Genomic DNA, 16,166 nt, shown 5'->3' with positions numbered 1-16,166 from the left:
ATGCCCTTTTTATGTGCAAGATTTATTTTCGTGAAAAATCCCTAAGTTCTACCGTCGCACTTGTTGTTCTTGTTGTTCTTGTCGCTCATTAGCTAACTGTTCAATTCCGCCCACCATTATTTTTAGACCTGTATAGAACATCTTATCGGAGCCAATTTCATTAAAAATATTGTTTTCGTACATTCGTTTTATAACATTAGGTCCATCCCCGGATAAGTGCTCAAGCGATTGTTTAAAAACCACTCTAGCATCTCCATTAGGTTCATTTTTCATGGCTAAGTCTATTCGATCCTGCTCATATTTGTCCAATTCGAATGAGATTACATAGTTTAACACGCATGCAATCAAGGAGAATTTATCACTATCGCTTAAAGGAAGATGATCCACGATCTGAAGCAAAGTATTCAGTAAAGATAGATAATTAGGTTCAGAAGGCAAGGTTCTCATCATCAGCTGAGCCGAGCAAGGATACTTATGTAAAACCCCACGAATTCGGTCCACAAAATTAAATAACTGTTCTTGCCAAGTACCTTCGAGATTCGCAGTTTCGAGGGCTTCTTTGGCGACCTCATTAGCAAGCGTCTGGAAAATGCTCTGTTTACTCTTAAAATGCCAATACAGAGAGGCGGCTTGTATTTTTAGTAGTTCTGCTAATTTACGCATACTAAATGCCTCTATGCCGATATCATCCAACAGCACCCAAGAAGCTTTTATTATATCTTGTTCAGTGATTTGCAGATTTTTGATTCTCATCGAAACGACCTCCTGTTACTGTCTTTCTTTATCATAAGCGAAGATGAATGGCTGGTCTACCATCGTTAGATTACTGCTTTATCTTACACTGTTAGATATTTATATTTACAAGTGAATAAACGGATGCTATATTAATCTTACACTGTTAGTTTAAAGGTGCGATTTTTAAAAAAAGGAGGCAGCAGTTAGCAATTTTATTAGTAAAAATTAAAAAGGATGTGTATAGACCCATGAGTAATCTTCAAGTGGAACAATCCCAACCAGTCACCAAAGAATTTTCTATAAAAGCAATACTTCCCGTAATACTGGCACTTATAACAGGAATGCTGCTGGTTATGCTCGACAGTACAATTATGAATGTAGCGATCCCGCAGCTTGAAAAAACCTTTGATACCAGCCTAAAAACAATACAGTGGGCCATTACGGGTTATACGCTGGCTTTATCCGTAATTATCCCATTGGCCGGTTGGTTCTCGGATAAGTTTACTGCCAAACGTGTTTTTTTAGCTTCGATCGTATTGTTTACCATAGGTTCTTTATTATGCTCTATGGCACAATCCACAACAGAGCTGATAATCTTTCGTATTTTGCAGGGATTAGGCGGAGGGATGATTGCTCCAATTGGTATGGCTATGTCATTCAAAATCGCACCTCCCGATAAAAGAGGTTCAATCATGGGATTGCTTGGACTACCGATGTTAATTGCGCCTGTTCTTGGTCCTGTACTGTCAGGATGGCTGTTGGAATATGCCAGTTGGCACTGGATTTTTCTGATTAATGTTCCAATTGGCATTATTGCAATGATTGTTGGAGTGAAATTTCTTCCGGTAATAGAGAAGGGGAATAAAGCTAAATTGGATATTTGGGGTGTGATTTTATCACCGCTCGCCTTCTCCAGCTTGGTATTTGGGGTGCATAGAGGGGGAGTAGATGGCTGGGGGGATCGTATAACGATTATATCTCTTGCGTTCAGCTTCATTGCTTTAGCCTTGTTTATTTTCGTGGAATTGCGCCAAAAAGAACCGTTATTGGAACTTCGCTCTTTTCGATCTCTAGAATTTAGTAAAGGTATGATTTTGACCTGGATTAATCAGTTCGCCTTATTTGGTTCGATTCTGTTAATTCCAATTTTTTTGCAGCAGGTCAGAGGTTTTTCTTCCTTTGAATCGGGGCTTTTAGTAATTCCCCAAGCATTAATATCCTTTGCTGGCATGATTATTGGAGGAAAGTTATTTGATAAGTATGGAGCTCGGCCCGTTGTGTTCTCTGGACTTGTGCTGCTGTCCACCGGACTCTTTCTCTTGTCACGTTTACAAAATGATACAAGTGTATACGTTATGATCAGTTATTTTGCCATTATGGGGCTTGGCCAAGGATTAACTACTATGCAGCTCGGTACACATGTGCTTAAGGCCGCTCCGAAGGATCTGATCAGCCGTGTTACCCCACTTACTGCCTCTGCGCAACAAATTGTGGGTTCCTTTGCTGTCGCTATAATGTCGGGCTTATTGACTTCCAATATAGCTACACATATGAGTCAAGGGAATCAGAAACTACCCTCAGCGGCTATGGTTGCAGGATTCCACGACACGTTCCTAGTTTCATTGGGCTTGGCGCTGTGTGGTGTGGTTCTTAGTCTCTTTTTGCGTAATCCGAAGAGCTGATCCTATCGTACTCTACCAATATTTTAGCGATGTTTATTGATTGTATCCTTGGTATAATTCAAAGATTGATAACCAAGGGGGAATCTCTTAACCCGTGAAAAATATATTTGCTAGATTTACTATAATAACCCTCGCTGTCGTGCTAGCCGCCGGAGTATTTATTCAGCATATATCGGCCGATAACGGGGTTCCTTTTGACGATATAAACACTAGTTATGCAAAAAAAGAAATCATAGATTTATATAACCGGAATATATTAACTGGCACCTCGAATACTAAATTTTCACCTACTCAATCGATTACTAGAGCTGAATTTATAACAGTTCTTGATCGACTGTTGAGGCTTGATCCAGCGTTGAGTCCGGTATCTCCTTATACCGACGTAGCCAAAAGCGCTTGGTATTACGGCTGGATCCAGGCTGCGGTTCAGCTTGAACTGGCGAACGGCACTTCGGCAACTACTTTTGCACCCGCAAAAGCAGTCACTCGGCAGGAAGCGGCTGTGTGGATAGCCAAAGCTCTAAAGCAAACAAACACTGCAACTGCCGCACAAACTAATTTTAAGGATCGGCAACAAATTGCTAGCTGGGCAAGTGCTGCTGTTGCTAAGGTTAATGATCGCGGATTAATGAAGGGCGATAATAGCGGGAATTTTCGGCCCACTGACCCGATAACCAGGCAAGAGACGGCAGTGTTGATGGATCGGGTGCTGCAACATACAAGCTGGGCGGCAGAGCTGGAAAGTAATCCGGACAAACGTATTGTTATAGGCTGGCAGTATGGTCTCACGACGGCACAATTTGAGAATCATGTTCTGCAATCGAACGTCAACACATTATCACCACGTTGGTATTATGTTGGGAAAACAGGGGCAGTAACGGATTCGACAGACGCCTCACTGGTAACTTGGGCAAAAAAGAATAAAAAGCAAGTCTGGGCGATGGTTGGCAATCGATCGGATCAAGAAGCGACGCATCAGATGCTGTTGAGTACAACCGCAAGGAATACGGCAGTTAATCAGTTAGCTGCTTTAGTGAGTAAATATGGATTAGATGGACTAAATATAGATTTTGAAAATGTAGCGGCCGAAGATCGTGTGTATTTGACTTCGTTTATTACTTTATTAGCCGAGAAAATGCATTCGCTCGATGTTATCCTGTCGATGGATGTATCTCCTGATCTTGGAACGGATTGGACAGAAGCTTTTGACTATGCTGCCCTAGGCAAGCAAGTGAATTATATGGTGATGATGGGTTATGATGAGCATTATGACGGGAGTCAAGTTCCGGGGTCCAATGCCTCGCTTTCTTATGATCAAAAGGCTGTGAATACAATCCTAAAAGTTGTACCTAGTCAAAAAGTTATATTGGCATTGCCCTTATATAATCGGGATTGGACATTGAACCAGAAGGGGACGGTTTTATCCTCTCAATATATTACGCTTCCGGAGCAAAATCAGATTATCAGCAGCTATGCATCGAGACCCGTGTGGAATCCTTCGCTGGGACAATATGTCGCGGGCTACTCGAAACAAGCTATAAAACATACGATCTGGATTGAGGATGGGCGTTCATTAATAACAAAATACAACTTAGCGGTTACTAAAAAACTTGCTGGAGTAGCTTATTGGTATATAGGCGGAGAAAGCTCTGATGTATGGTCCAGCTTAAGGAATGCAGAGAAATTTTACGATTATACTTTTTAAAAATATGAAAGACTGGATGCGAATAGCCGCTTAGCTATATTGCTGTCCAGTCTTTTTATTGGGTTACTAAGGCATAGCTGGTAGGATTAGATTGATTAAATCAGCCTCGCGTTACGTATTTTTTGAAGTTTTTCACGTTTAGAACTTTAACATTTTGAGCTAGAAGTTTCTTGTCGCTAACGACCCAAGTGTGATCTTTGGAGTTTTTTCTACGAATCGCAGCGAAGTTATACTTATTTCCTGCATAGATCTTAAAGCCCTGTGCAGCACAATCAGCACAAAACTTAACGCATTCACCTTTATTCCAATCTGGAAAGGAAATCTGCTGGAAGACATTTCGTTTTACGAGTAGGGTCGCACCCTGAACATTGGTTACCTGTTTATTTTCCATATGAAGATAACGAAGCAAAAGTAGCTTCTTATCAGTTAAATACATATAGTGAGCTCGTTTTCCAACGATATCAGCTTTAGTTTTATGGAGGGTGTTCATACTATCCGTTAAATAGTTGGCAGAGTAATAATCGTCGTCATCAAATTTAGCGATACAGCTATAATTCGCTAAGTGCACACCAAAATTCAGACAAAACCCCAGTGAACGATATTCAGGTAGTTTATAGATCCGTACATTTTTATGTTTTTTTGCAGCATGTATATAGTCTTCTATTTTCAAGCTATCATTATTAATGATCACGATAAGCTCTTTAGACTTGAAATTCTGTCGTTGATAGTTATCAAATATTGTTTTAATACAATCCATTCGTTTTGTACAAGTTAGAATAGACACAGCAGATGAAGTAGATTCAGCAGTTAATTTCATAACGAAATCTTTGGACGGCGTCCAACAAAATTCCTGTAGTTTTTAATATTCCGGATGATCTTATGGTTAGCTATTAGTGTACTATCACTGATGATCCATGTATGTTTTGAAGAGTTTTTTCTACGTATGGCAACGAAGTTATTTTTACTTGCAGAATAAACCTTATAACCTTTCTTTTTGCTTCTGCTGCAAAAGAGATCATCCTCACCTACGTTTTTATTAGGAAATTTCACATGATCGAATACTTTTCGTTTGAAGACGAGCGTAGCGCCAGGGAGATGGGTAACCATTCGGTGTTCATCATTTGCGAAACGAAGAATCAAAGTCTTTGAACCTAGTAAATACATATAGTGAGCCCGTTTTCCTAGGATATCAGCTTTAGTTCTTTTTAAGGTCAGAATACTTTCCGTCAAATAATAAGGGGCATAATAATCGTCGTCATCAAATTTGGCGATGGTATGATATTTGCATTTTGTTACGGCATAGTTTAAGCATGAACCGAGGGATTGCTGTTCAGGTTTACGATATATCTTAATATTTTTGTGTTTTTTAGCTAAGGTTTGGTAGGGGGGAAGTGGAATTTTATTATTATTGATAATAATGATAAGTTCTTTATTTGCATATCTTTGTCTGCTGAAATTTTGGAGTAGGTTGTTTAAATAATTATGGCGATTGGTACAGGTAATAATGGAAACACCTTGTTGCTTCGCTTTGTTGTGAGGTACAGCACTCATTTAACCAACCCCTCATATGCATTTTTGGGAAAAGTCTCATAATACGATATGTCCAAGTTAGGATAGAGTAACGGCATATCAACCTCTTAAAAGCAAAAATGGACTTGTTTAAAGAACACAAAACCCACAGTGATAGCTGTGGGTTTTGTAAGAGAGACAATTCATATGAAACGCTTTGGATGTTTGTTCAGAAATAAGATTCAATGATGGATACGCTATTCTCGATTCTCGCCTTACTCTGCGTTAAATAATCTTTGGTCCAATCATCTAGGTTAGACATATCAAAACTCCGGTACATCCCTGTATAAACAATAATCTCTCTTAATCGAAGAAAAAGAGGAATTAGCTTCAGCTCATTTTCTGAAATCCTGTTCTCTTTAACGTAGCCTTTCAGAAAATGCTCCATAAAACGCTGACATTGAAGCTGCCTGTCCTCCATACTATCATCCCCGTAAACGTAGACTAGATAATACAGTTGAATGGCGATATCTTCTACAAACCAGCTGTACTGAGCTTCATCAAAATCAAACAAAGTCAGCTTACCATTGTCGACCAAAAAGTTGCCTACATTGATATCCCCATGGATGAGACCATAGGTATTTATTTCAGCGTCGAGATGCTTTAGCCGATTCATAAGCGCCTTACAGCTTTCCAAAACGCCACTTTGGGATGGAGGAATAAACCTGGTTACATTCTGTAGGTAGTAGTTCTGATGCCACGCCTGTCTTTTGGACTGTGGTTTATAAGATTTTGCTAATCTGTGCATTTGTCCAGTGATCATGCCACACTGCTCATAGAGGTCTAGATCCTTCAGGCAGTCTGGGTAACCTATTCGTTTCCCTTGTGCTTTTTCAAAGGAAGATACCATAAAGCATGAATCACCAATCTCTATTTGCTCAACTAGATTACCCAGAAGAGAACCTACGGGTCTTGATACGGAAACGCCATGATCTGCCAGGTATAGAATCCATTCAAGTTCAGCCGTTAACAATTCCATACTGCGCAGCGAGCTATGAGTAAATCTTAGAATATATTGATGATTGCTAAGTTGATATTCATAAACAAAATTTTGAAATCCGCCAATGAAGCTTAGCTCATCTATGGGGATACCGTATTTCGTGCAGGCAGCACTTACAATCTGGTCATTAAATAAGGACTTAATCTTTTGTTCCAAGGGTTCTACTCCGTTCTACACTACAATGATTTTATCGAAATCGTTCTGGAGCTTTCCTGGACCTCAATAAGCAGCGGCCGTTCTTGTGGGTTGAGATTTGGGGCATGAATGGCCAGCATAAGTCTGCCCGTCAAATCACGAAACAACATTCCATGTCCGCCATCTTTGGCATAAAGAGGCTCAGGATCATGTTGCCAAGGTCCACTAATGTCACCGCTGACGGATCGGGTTATACCCATGGCATAACCACTAGCTCCACTGCTAGACCACAACATAAGCAGCTCACCACTGCTAGTCTGATGCATAAAAGGACCGTCAGTTACGTATTGCCCTTCTTTGCCGCCTACCGTCCAAGGAGCTTGTGAAGCCTGGAAAAGCAGCATAGGTTCGCCAATAGTAGCACTTAAATCCTCCTTCAGCCGAACGGCATACATTTCTCCATCCGTCACTTCAATCCATTCACGGCAAAAGATCATCCAAGGTTTGTCTTCTTTATCTACATATAACGTTCCGTCAAGGCACTCCCAAGAAGCAGGGGTAATCGGATGATTGCTGATAGGGAGATAAGGACCCTCAGGTGTTTCCGCGCTTAATATTTGTGTCCCCCGTGGAACGCCATGTCTTTTAAAAGAAGCGAACATATAATATTTTCCGTTGTAGCGATGAACCTCTGGTGCCCAGAAATGATGATCAGCCCAAAAATCAGCATCTGGACGAAAAGCAGCAATGGGCCCGGACCATTCCTGAAGATCTGAGCTGATATATACATCGAAGCCGTGAGGTGCGCCACTCCAAGCTGTTAGGCCATCTGTGCCAAATAAATAGTATTGACCAAGTTCAGGAACAGATAGGATATAGGGATCTCTAAAGTTAATATCAGATAATGTTTTCATTAAGGTGCCCCCAATTTACAAGCTATCATCTGCTTAATTTTACAATATCTTCTTTAGGCTTGGAAGCGTTACTTCATTTGCTCGCCTTGTAGCAAACGTATTTTCATTACTCCGGGTGTACAGCCGTAGTTTTTTCGGAAGACACGTATAAAATAATTAGTCTCCATGCCCAGCTGAAGCGCAATATCTTGAACGGGGATCTCCACATCCTCCGTCATTAATTGCAGCGCCCGCTCCAGCCGCAGATTCTGCAAATATTTATGCGGAGTGACCCCATATTCCTGCACGAATAAACGCTGGAAATGCTGCACAGAGTAGCCGACTGCTGCTGCAAGATTGGAGATCAGAAGCGGTTCTGTGTAATGCTCGTTGATCAGCCCGACGGCTGTAGTTAGGGCTTCATTTCGGACCGACTCGAAGGCTAGACGATTACCGGAGCCTTCTGAACTCTTGGCAGGGCGCAGCATTAAGAGCAGTCTATAGAGCGTGATAGACAACTCCTGCATCCACATCTCGTCCTGCCGATTGGGGGCAGGAGAATTCACCGTATGCCAGATTTGGCCGATTTCTTCCCAGCATTGTTCAAAACGATCCGTTCGATAAGGAACAGAAGGGAGCAGTTCAAGCGCTTCCAGCAATCCATGAGCTTGACTGCCTTGAAAGCCGATAAAGCCAACATGCCACGGTTCATGAGAGGTAGGATAATATTCATGGCCTCGATCGGGCGGGAAGGCAAAAGCCATCCCCGGTTCCAGTATGATTTCTGTGCCACTTTCCAGATCACGAAATAACCCGGTTCCGGTCCGGATTAAAAAGATTTGATACACAGGAAATCCTGCTGGGCGCACATGATGGAATTGGATATGGCGACCTACAGAGTAGGGGGATAGGGGCAACGTTCCAGAGTCGCGCGGTAATTCAATCAGAGAAAAAGGCAGCAGGTTTATCACCTCATCTTCATTTTGTGCTATCACTTCGAGACTATATTCCTACTGATTGAAATGAATTTTCTTATATTATAAATAGTATAAATGATGATTACTGAATAAGATAGCTTACGCTTCTAGCCTATCATCAGAGAATAGTCCCATTCTATAAATGGGCAGAATTGAGAGGATGATCGTACACAATGAATAAAAAACATTCCCCGATAAGCAGTAAAGCTGGTGTCATGCTGCACGGTGCTGATTATAATCCTGAACAATGGCTGAAATATCCGGAAGTATTGCGTGAGGATATCCGATTAATGAAGCTGGCGGGCTGCAATGTCATGTCCGTAGGCATTTTCTCGTGGGTATCTCTTGAACCAGAAGAGGGTGTGTTCACTTTCGAATGGTTGGATGGTGTACTTGATTCTTTTGCAGAGAATGGGATTTACGCTATCTTGGCAACGCCAAGTGGTGCCCGCCCAGCATGGATGTCGCAAAAATATCCAGAAGTCTTAAGAGTGGAGCGTAACCGTGTTCACAATTTGCATGGCTTCCGTCATAACCATTGCTTTACCTCACCAGTGTACCGGGAGAAAACTGCAATTCTGAATGCAAAGTTAGCGGAACGGTACAGCCAGCATCCAGCCATTATCGGTTGGCATATTTCGAATGAGTTCGGTGGGGAGTGTCACTGCGAGCTCTGCCAGGATGCTTTTAGAGAATGGCTGAAAGTGAAATATAATAACAGTTTGGATGAGGTGAATCATGCTTGGTGGGCTACTTTTTGGAGCCATACCTACACTTCATGGTCACAGATTGAATCCCCAGCTCCACATGGTGAGACACAAGTACACGGCTTGAATCTTGACTGGCGGCGTTTTGTTAGTGAACGGACGATTGATTTCTGCCAGCACGAGATCAATACCGTTCGTCCTTATAATCCAGAGCTGCCAATCACGACGAATATGCATATGATCGATGGCATTGATTACCGCGAGCTGGCCAAAATCCTGGATGTGGTCTCATGGGACGCTTATCCAGACTGGCATTATACCGAAGACGGTGACGATACTAGATTGGCAGCATGGACGGCGATGCACTACGACTTAATGCGCTCTTTTAAAAAGAAACCGTTCCTGCTGATGGAAAGCACGCCATCCCTTACGAACTGGCAATCGGTCAGTAAGCTGAAACGTCCCGGAATGCACAAGCTGTCTTCCTTGCAAGCGGTAGCGCATGGTTCGGATTCTGTGCAGTATTTCCAATGGCGCAAAAGCCGCGGATCAAGTGAGAAGTTCCACGGTGCAGTTGTAGACCACAGTGGCCACTCCGAGACTCGAGTATTCCAAGATGTAGCGGAAGTAGGAAAGACGCTGGCGGGAATGACGGAAGTAGTGGGTACGTCCACTCCGGCGCAGACGGCGATTATTTTCGATTGGGACAACCGCTGGGCGATAAAGGATGCGCAAGGCATCCGTAATTCCGGATTACGTTATGAGGAGACGGTGCTACAGCATTATCGTGCACTTTGGGAGCTGGGCATTCCAGTTGATATTATAGGCTCTGGAGATGATCTGTCTGCCTACAAGCTGGTTGTTGCCCCTATGTTATATCTGATTAGTGAAGAGAATGGAAAGCGCATTGAGAAATATGTGGAGCAAGGCGGCACTTTCCTCGCAACCTATTGGTCAGGAGTAGTTAACGAAACGGATTTATGTCATCTGGGAGGATTCCCTGGTCCACTGCGCAGAACACTGGGGATTTGGGCAGAGGAGACAGAAGGGCTGCACAGCCGTGATCTGAACGGGTTAGTAATGGAGGTAGGTAATAAACTTAAGCTAAGCGGTGACTACGATGCGCATGAGATAGCCGAGCTGATTCATTTGGAAGGTGCAGAGGCTTTGGGGCATTATCGCAACGATTTCTATGCGGGCCGTCCAGCGCTTACAGTCAATCGTTTTGGTGAAGGAAATGCGTACCATCTTGCTACCCGTGTGAAAGACACTTCGTTCTATGTTGAGCTATACGCAGCGATCACATCTAAGGCAGGAATTACCCGTGCGATGGATAGTGAGCTTCCAGCAGGTGTGACTGCACAACTTCGCACAGATGGCGAAAGTGATTATGTTTTTGTGCAAAATTTCAGCGGCAGTCCGCAAACGGTAGAGCTGGATGGAGCGGAATACACAGACTTGGAAACAGGTCTTTCAGCTCCGGCCCTATTGAATCTAGCGGTGAATGGACTTGCGATGTTGAAGCGTAAAGCATTAGTATAATAAAAAGGCAGGACCTGAGTTTCAGGTTCTGCCTTTTTTTTGAATAGAATCAGTTCTTAACTCTTCCCATCATAATGGTGTTATACAATTTGCCGTCCGATAGAAGTTTATCTTTCTTTAAAATCCCTTCAATTTCAAAGCCAAGCTTTTGATATAGCTTAATAGCGTTGGTGTTCGTTTCCAGCACATTTAGGGTGATCTTTTGAATACCATTAGTGTCAGCCCAGGCAATCGATTCGGCGAGAAGATTTTTTCCAATACCATATCCCCAATAATCCTGCAGCACACATACTCCGAATTCTACTTTATGAGCAAATCTTTTTAAGGGATAACCTTCGCATCTGGAGAACGCAACGATTTGATTATCAACTACTGCGACTAGAAAAAGGTTATTATTTTTCTCAGAATCGGCTTGAATAAGCTGTTCAAACCCTTTTTCGTCAATAAAGGCTTCGCCTGGTTCCCGATCTAAATTCTCGGTTTCTCCATCGATCCGCACCCTTAATTCAGATAACACTTTAGCATCATGAGAGGCCGCAGATCTAATGCTGTATTGGATTCCATTCACTGTAAATGTTTGAGGATTAATGATCATATGTCCTCCGTGACGATGGGTGATGTTAGAATTATTGCTTCGATGCCCTCAATGATCCGAGTGAAATAGGCTGCTTCATGAGGCACAAAATGAGTCCGATCCACACTTTGTTGAATGTTGATTTTTTGTCCGTTTGAATCCACTTTGAAACCATTGATTTGTAGACTATGTATTTCTCCCTGCCAAAAGCTTCGGAAGTCGGCAAACTTTGTGATAACTATTCCTGCGACCTCTTCTTCTTGCAGCTTAAAATCGTCCAGAGGATAAGGATTGTTATAAACAAAAACATGCGCTCGTTCTTTATCGATAAGATTTTCTTTGATCATACTGTAAGGAATCGTACCTAAGGGAATCAGTTCATCAAAAGCTAGCTCCAAACCGAGTTCTTCTTGAACCTCGCGAATCCCGTCCTCTACCGTTTCGTGTGTCAGCAAATGTCCAGCGGCCGTGATGTCCAGCAATCCTGCATAATCTTGTTTCTGCTCACTACGAAGCTGTAAATAAATATAGGGGATTTCTTGAGTTTTGCTTATAAACCAGCAGTGGAAGGTCTCGTGCCAATGTCCTAACCGATGTACTTCTGCCCGTGGAGCTGTACCGATTCGGTGACCCGCTTCATCAAATATAGTAAGTATCTCATTATGCATAGAAAAGCTCCTTTGTGAAAATATCTACTGCTTAAAGCCTATCATAAAAACGATCGAATTGCTTAATGTCCCCAAGTGATTTTTATTGACATCGTTAAGAAATATATGTATATTTTTGGATGTTAATCAAAGGAGGAGTTAAATGAATTTAGTAGCCATGAAGCGGGAAGACTTGGACACTTTAAGTGATGAAAGGTTAGGATGGGCCTGTATGGAGCCTACCTTTCAGCTGATTCGCGGAAAATCGCCATCGAACAAATCAGAAGTGATCTCGAAGCTCACAGAGGGGCAACAAGCCTTATGTATGTTCAGAGTGCTATATGGTCACAGCTGTAATTCCGAAGGGGAATATTATGCTTGGATTTCCTACATGCAAGACCTGCCAGGGTATTGGACAGGGGTGATAGGAGGCATACGATTTTTTGACGATTCACCCATGATTCTTTTGCTTCAGGAAACAAAGACATTTCTCGAGGAAAGAAATCATCGACTGGGTAAAGAGTGGGCGGATGCGGCCATCACGGATTTGGATCGAGACCCTCAGCTGTTAGAAGTAATTAGTGAGTTATTCGAACGATATAAGAACCTGACACCAAATACGCATAGAATTATCGGCAATTATATTCGCACTCATCCAGAGGAGTTTGTAGAAATAGGGTGTTCATAATTATGAATATGAAGAAACGTTATGTATTTCTCGTACTCATTTTTTTATTAATCGAAATCCCTGTAATCATTAATCTCTACCATAGTTATAATTCATTTGAGAATTTAGTGTTGGATCAAATCGATGAAACTGAAATCACCTCAATCGAGATTGAGAAATCTTTAGTGGATGAAAAGGTAGTGATTGAAGATCCGAAGGAAATTGAAAAGATCATTTATGCTTTTTCAGATGTAAGATTGAGAAGAAGTAGTGCTTTGGACAAATCTACGGAGACCTACTGGATAAGTATTATTGTAAATAACAGCTTGAGGTTTGGCATGAATCTTACGGATACTAACTTCCTGTATGTGACGGATCTTGATAAGAAGGACAAATACAGTTCGGGAAACTTTAGAATGACTAGTGATTTTGATGTGGATTCCATTGCAAGCTTATTTAAATGATGCAGAACGATCCACAACCACTGATACTGAGATTTTCGGACCCAGATGCCCCTATTTGCGAATTTATCGTCTTTTGAGCAGGTTTTCGGACTCCAGCGTCGCTATTGCTCATGAAAGAGCTTATAATTGGTGTTTTTTGCACCAATAGCGGCTATGAGGTCCGATAGCTATCCAAATAGCGGATAAAACGGTGTATAAGGTCAGCTGAGTCCTTTAGCTACTGCGTGTGCAGATCGGTCAGCTGAGTCCGATAGTGCTTCATATCCACACAAAAAATGGGTGCCCCTATGGGACACCCATTTTTTTGGATTATCTAGCCATCCATCCGCCATCCACATTAAGAACGTGACCGTTCAAGTAGTCAGATGCTGCGGAAGCCAAGAATACAGCAGGGCCTTTAACGTCATCAGGCGTTCCCCAACGTGCTGCAGGGATACGGTCTAAGATAGAGTCCGAACGACTTTGGTCGGCACGGATTGGAGCGGTATTTTCAGTAGCCATATAGCCTGGTGCAATTGCATTGATGTTCAGACCGGAGCCTGCCCATTCATTGGCAAAAGCTTTAGTAAGACCCGCAACCCCGTGTTTACTCGCAGTGTAACCAGGGACATTGATTCCGCCTTGATAGGAGAGCATGGAGGCGATGTTAATGATTTTGCCGGATCCTCTTTCCAGGAAGTGGCGGCCTGCGATTTGCGACAGAAGGAAAACTGTGTTCAGGTTCAAATTGATGACATCAAACCAGTCTTTTTCACTATGATCTTTTGCCGGTGCACGGCGGATCATTCCTGCGCAGTTTACGAGAATGTCAACATGTCCGGTCAGCTCTAGCGCTTGGTCAAAAGTGCTTTGCAGCTTGCTGTGATCACTTAAGTCAGATTCGATACTAACTGCTTTTACTCCAAAAGCTTTTGCTGCATTTACAGTTTCTTCACTCGAATTAAGGGAGACAGATGCAACGTCTGCACCGGCTTCTGCAAATGCAAGCGCGATTCCTTGTCCAAGACCTTGAGCTGCGCCTGTTACAATAGCTGTTTTACCTGCCAAGCTGAATAATGATGACATATAAATTACGCCCCTTTATTGTAAATGGATTGTTATTCCGGGTTTACCCGCATTCAATGGTAACGCCTGCACTGCGGAACTGATCTGCCGTTTCGGGGGAGAGCCCTTTGTCCGTCAGAATCACGTCAACTTCTTGTAGGGAAGCAAAGGTACGCAGTGCAGTATGGCCGAATTTATGATGATCTACAACCGCGAATACCTTACGGGCTGTAGATACAAGGGCTTGCTTGAACTCAATTAAATCTCCGGTATAAATGGAGAGCCCATGCTCTATATGAATAGCAGTCGATGAAAGGAATGCTTTTTGAATATTAAGCTTTTGTACATAGGAGACGGCTTCAGGACCAGCCAACATATTACGGACACGATAACCACCGGGAACGACCAGACGGATGTTATCTTTGGGAACCAGTTCGCTGATGATGTATACATCATTGGTGACTACCGTTAGTGGCATATTGTCCAGACGCCGAGCAATTTCAAGCGTAGTGCTACCGCCGTCAAGAGCGATAATATCGTCCGGTTCAATATGAGCAAGCGCACGCAAGGCAATCTCCGTCTTCTCGTCAGAGTATTTATCCAGCGGATCCTTGGAGGGCAAAATACCAAACTGGTCGCTTTGTGCCAGCACAGCTCCGCCATGTACACGTACGATCAGCCCTTGTTCCTCCAGCCTGCTTAAATCCTCGCGTATTGTTTTTCCAGTAACCTGAAGCTTATCGCTCAGTTCATTCACCGTTACATCTTTTTGGTTCAGCATAACTTCCATAATCATCTCGTGTCGTCGTATCGGGTTCATCCGCCTGCCTCATCTTTCCGTAGTTGATTTATCTCTATTGTAATTCTTTCATGGATACGGGGTCCATATCATCATATCTTTTATTATCGCCAGCCATACTCCAGATAAAAGTATAGTTATGAGTGCCGACACCACTGTGGATGGACCAGCTTGGAGAAATAACGGCTTGTTCGTTATGCATTACGATATGGCGGGTTTCGTCTGGTTCTCCCATCAGGTGGAACACAACGGAATCGTCCGGAAGATCAAAATAGAAATAGGCTTCCATCCGGCGTGGATGGGTATGTGCTGGCATTGTGTTCCACATGCTGCCTGGTTTCAGTTGGGTCATACCCATAACCAGTTGGGCACTTTGCACACCATTTGTGTGAATGAAGCGGTGGATTGTCCGCTCGTTAGAGTTCTCCAGACCACCCATCGCACCGGATTCAGAATCGGCCAGTGTGGTTTTGGTAGTAGGGTAGGACTGATGGGCAGGAGCAGAATTCAAATAGAATTTAGCAGGCTTGGAAGCGTCTGCACTTTTGAAGACTACATCTTTAGAGCCTTGACCTACATAAAGACATTCTTTGAAATCCACTTCATATTCTGTGCCATCTACAACCACGGAGCCTTTACCACCGACATTGATGATGCCCAGTTCACGGCGTTCCAAGAAATAAGTAACCCCAAGTTCTTTAAGGTCAGTAGTTAGCGCAACCTCTTCTTTTACAGGATTAGCTCCACCAACGATCATACGATCTTCATGGGTTAGGACAAGCTTTAGCTCATCAGGAGCAAAAATAACGGGAATGTGGAATTCCTTACGGAGGCGCTCAGTGTCAAATTGTTTTACTTCATTAGGATGGGATGCGAAACGTCTTTCCATTGAATGTTCAATCTCCTTTGTGTACATATTATCGTTCGTATAGGTACACTTTAGTCCATTTATGTTCATTTTACAAGTACTAATCTTTTTTATTTCGTTTATTTATGTTTATTTATTGGTTTTTCCAATTGCAAAAT

16 protein-coding genes are annotated in these 16,166 nt (G+C 42.7%); 5 read left to right on the top strand and 11 right to left on the bottom strand.

Going from position 1 to position 16,166, the window contains the following annotated elements:
- Positions 1-48 precede the first annotated feature (48 nt).
- The gene (locus MKY14_RS09200; protein WP_076304461.1) at positions 49-753 is read right to left on the bottom strand and encodes a TetR/AcrR family transcriptional regulator; all 705 of its coding nucleotides are present in this window, start codon (positions 751-753) and stop codon (positions 49-51) included.
- A 230-nt stretch (positions 754-983) separates the two neighbouring features.
- On the opposite strand from MKY14_RS09200, the gene MKY14_RS09195 reads away from it, so the two are divergent.
- Both MKY14_RS09195 and MKY14_RS09190 read left to right on the top strand, forming a co-directional pair.
- Positions 984-2,417 (top strand): MDR family MFS transporter, encoded by a 1,434-nt coding sequence (locus tag MKY14_RS09195; protein ID WP_340976363.1) that lies wholly within the window; start codon positions 984-986, stop codon positions 2,415-2,417.
- A gap of 94 nt (positions 2,418-2,511) precedes the next feature.
- Entirely contained in the window at positions 2,512-4,122 is a 1,611-nt protein-coding gene (locus tag MKY14_RS09190) for an S-layer homology domain-containing protein (RefSeq protein ID WP_340976362.1), read from the top strand.
- Positions 4,123-4,222: 100 nt separating this feature from the next.
- Here the strand turns inward: MKY14_RS09190 and MKY14_RS09185 are convergent, their stop codons facing one another.
- From MKY14_RS09185 to MKY14_RS09165, 5 genes are all read right to left on the bottom strand, one after another.
- Positions 4,223-4,939: a glycosyltransferase family 2 protein gene (locus MKY14_RS09185; RefSeq protein WP_076129813.1), complete on the bottom strand. Its 717-nt coding sequence runs from the start codon at positions 4,937-4,939 to the stop codon at positions 4,223-4,225.
- Positions 4,936-5,673, bottom strand: a complete 738-nt coding sequence (locus MKY14_RS09180) for a glycosyltransferase (protein WP_076190936.1) — start codon at positions 5,671-5,673, stop codon at positions 4,936-4,938. The genes MKY14_RS09185 and MKY14_RS09180 overlap by 4 nt, the downstream gene beginning before the upstream one ends.
- Before the next feature lie 187 nt (positions 5,674-5,860).
- A complete protein-coding gene (locus MKY14_RS09175) occupies positions 5,861-6,847 on the bottom strand; it encodes a phosphotransferase enzyme family protein (RefSeq protein ID WP_340976361.1) in 987 nt (328 codons plus the stop codon).
- Between the two features lie 20 nt (positions 6,848-6,867).
- Positions 6,868-7,740, bottom strand: a complete 873-nt coding sequence (locus tag MKY14_RS09170) for a glycoside hydrolase family 43 protein (protein ID WP_340976359.1) — start codon at positions 7,738-7,740, stop codon at positions 6,868-6,870.
- Between the two features lie 68 nt (positions 7,741-7,808).
- Complete coding sequence (locus tag MKY14_RS09165; RefSeq protein ID WP_232061395.1) at positions 7,809-8,714, bottom strand: helix-turn-helix transcriptional regulator; 906 nt, start codon at positions 8,712-8,714, stop codon at positions 7,809-7,811.
- Positions 8,715-8,869: 155 nt separating this feature from the next.
- Between MKY14_RS09165 and MKY14_RS09160 the strand changes: the two genes are divergently transcribed.
- Positions 8,870-10,945, top strand: coding sequence for a beta-galactosidase (locus MKY14_RS09160; RefSeq protein WP_076277801.1), 2,076 nt, complete (start codon positions 8,870-8,872; stop codon positions 10,943-10,945).
- Between the two features lie 49 nt (positions 10,946-10,994).
- Here MKY14_RS09160 and MKY14_RS09155 read toward each other — a convergent pair whose 3' ends face one another.
- Both MKY14_RS09155 and MKY14_RS09150 read right to left on the bottom strand, forming a co-directional pair.
- The gene (locus tag MKY14_RS09155) at positions 10,995-11,540 is read right to left on the bottom strand and encodes a GNAT family N-acetyltransferase (protein WP_076129818.1); all 546 of its coding nucleotides are present in this window, start codon (positions 11,538-11,540) and stop codon (positions 10,995-10,997) included.
- Positions 11,537-12,187, bottom strand: a complete 651-nt coding sequence (locus MKY14_RS09150; protein ID WP_076190947.1) for an NUDIX hydrolase — start codon at positions 12,185-12,187, stop codon at positions 11,537-11,539. The genes MKY14_RS09155 and MKY14_RS09150 overlap by 4 nt, the downstream gene beginning before the upstream one ends.
- Positions 12,188-12,329: 142 nt before the next feature.
- Here MKY14_RS09150 and MKY14_RS09145 point away from each other — a divergent pair, with 142 nt between their 5' ends.
- Together MKY14_RS09145 and MKY14_RS09140 are read left to right on the top strand one after the other, a co-directional pair.
- The gene (locus MKY14_RS09145; protein WP_340976358.1) at positions 12,330-12,854 is read left to right on the top strand and encodes a hypothetical protein; all 525 of its coding nucleotides are present in this window, start codon (positions 12,330-12,332) and stop codon (positions 12,852-12,854) included.
- Positions 12,855-12,856: 2 nt separating this feature from the next.
- A complete protein-coding gene (locus MKY14_RS09140; RefSeq protein WP_312149812.1) occupies positions 12,857-13,297 on the top strand; it encodes a hypothetical protein in 441 nt (146 codons plus the stop codon).
- Positions 13,298-13,606: 309 nt separating this feature from the next.
- On the opposite strand, the gene kduD is transcribed toward MKY14_RS09140, so the two are convergent.
- From kduD to kduI, 3 genes are read right to left on the bottom strand one after another with little or no spacing between them, the layout of a single operon-like run.
- On the bottom strand, positions 13,607-14,362 hold the full coding sequence (gene kduD, locus MKY14_RS09135; RefSeq protein ID WP_036688326.1) for a 2-dehydro-3-deoxy-D-gluconate 5-dehydrogenase KduD: 756 nt from the start codon (positions 14,360-14,362) through the stop codon (positions 13,607-13,609).
- Between the two features lie 43 nt (positions 14,363-14,405).
- A complete protein-coding gene (locus MKY14_RS09130; RefSeq protein ID WP_076129821.1) occupies positions 14,406-15,161 on the bottom strand; it encodes a DeoR/GlpR family DNA-binding transcription regulator in 756 nt (251 codons plus the stop codon).
- Between the two features lie 34 nt (positions 15,162-15,195).
- Positions 15,196-16,029, bottom strand: a complete 834-nt coding sequence (kduI, locus tag MKY14_RS09125; protein ID WP_036688322.1) for a 5-dehydro-4-deoxy-D-glucuronate isomerase — start codon at positions 16,027-16,029, stop codon at positions 15,196-15,198.
- Between the last annotated feature and the right edge of the window lie 137 nt (positions 16,030-16,166).

It is taken from the genome of Paenibacillus sp. FSL R5-0887 (assembly GCF_038002305.1).
GTDB classification, from domain to species: Bacteria; Bacillota; Bacilli; order Paenibacillales; family Paenibacillaceae; genus Paenibacillus_AQ; species Paenibacillus_AQ odorifer.
This window is presented reverse-complemented; position numbering and strand designations above follow the sequence as displayed.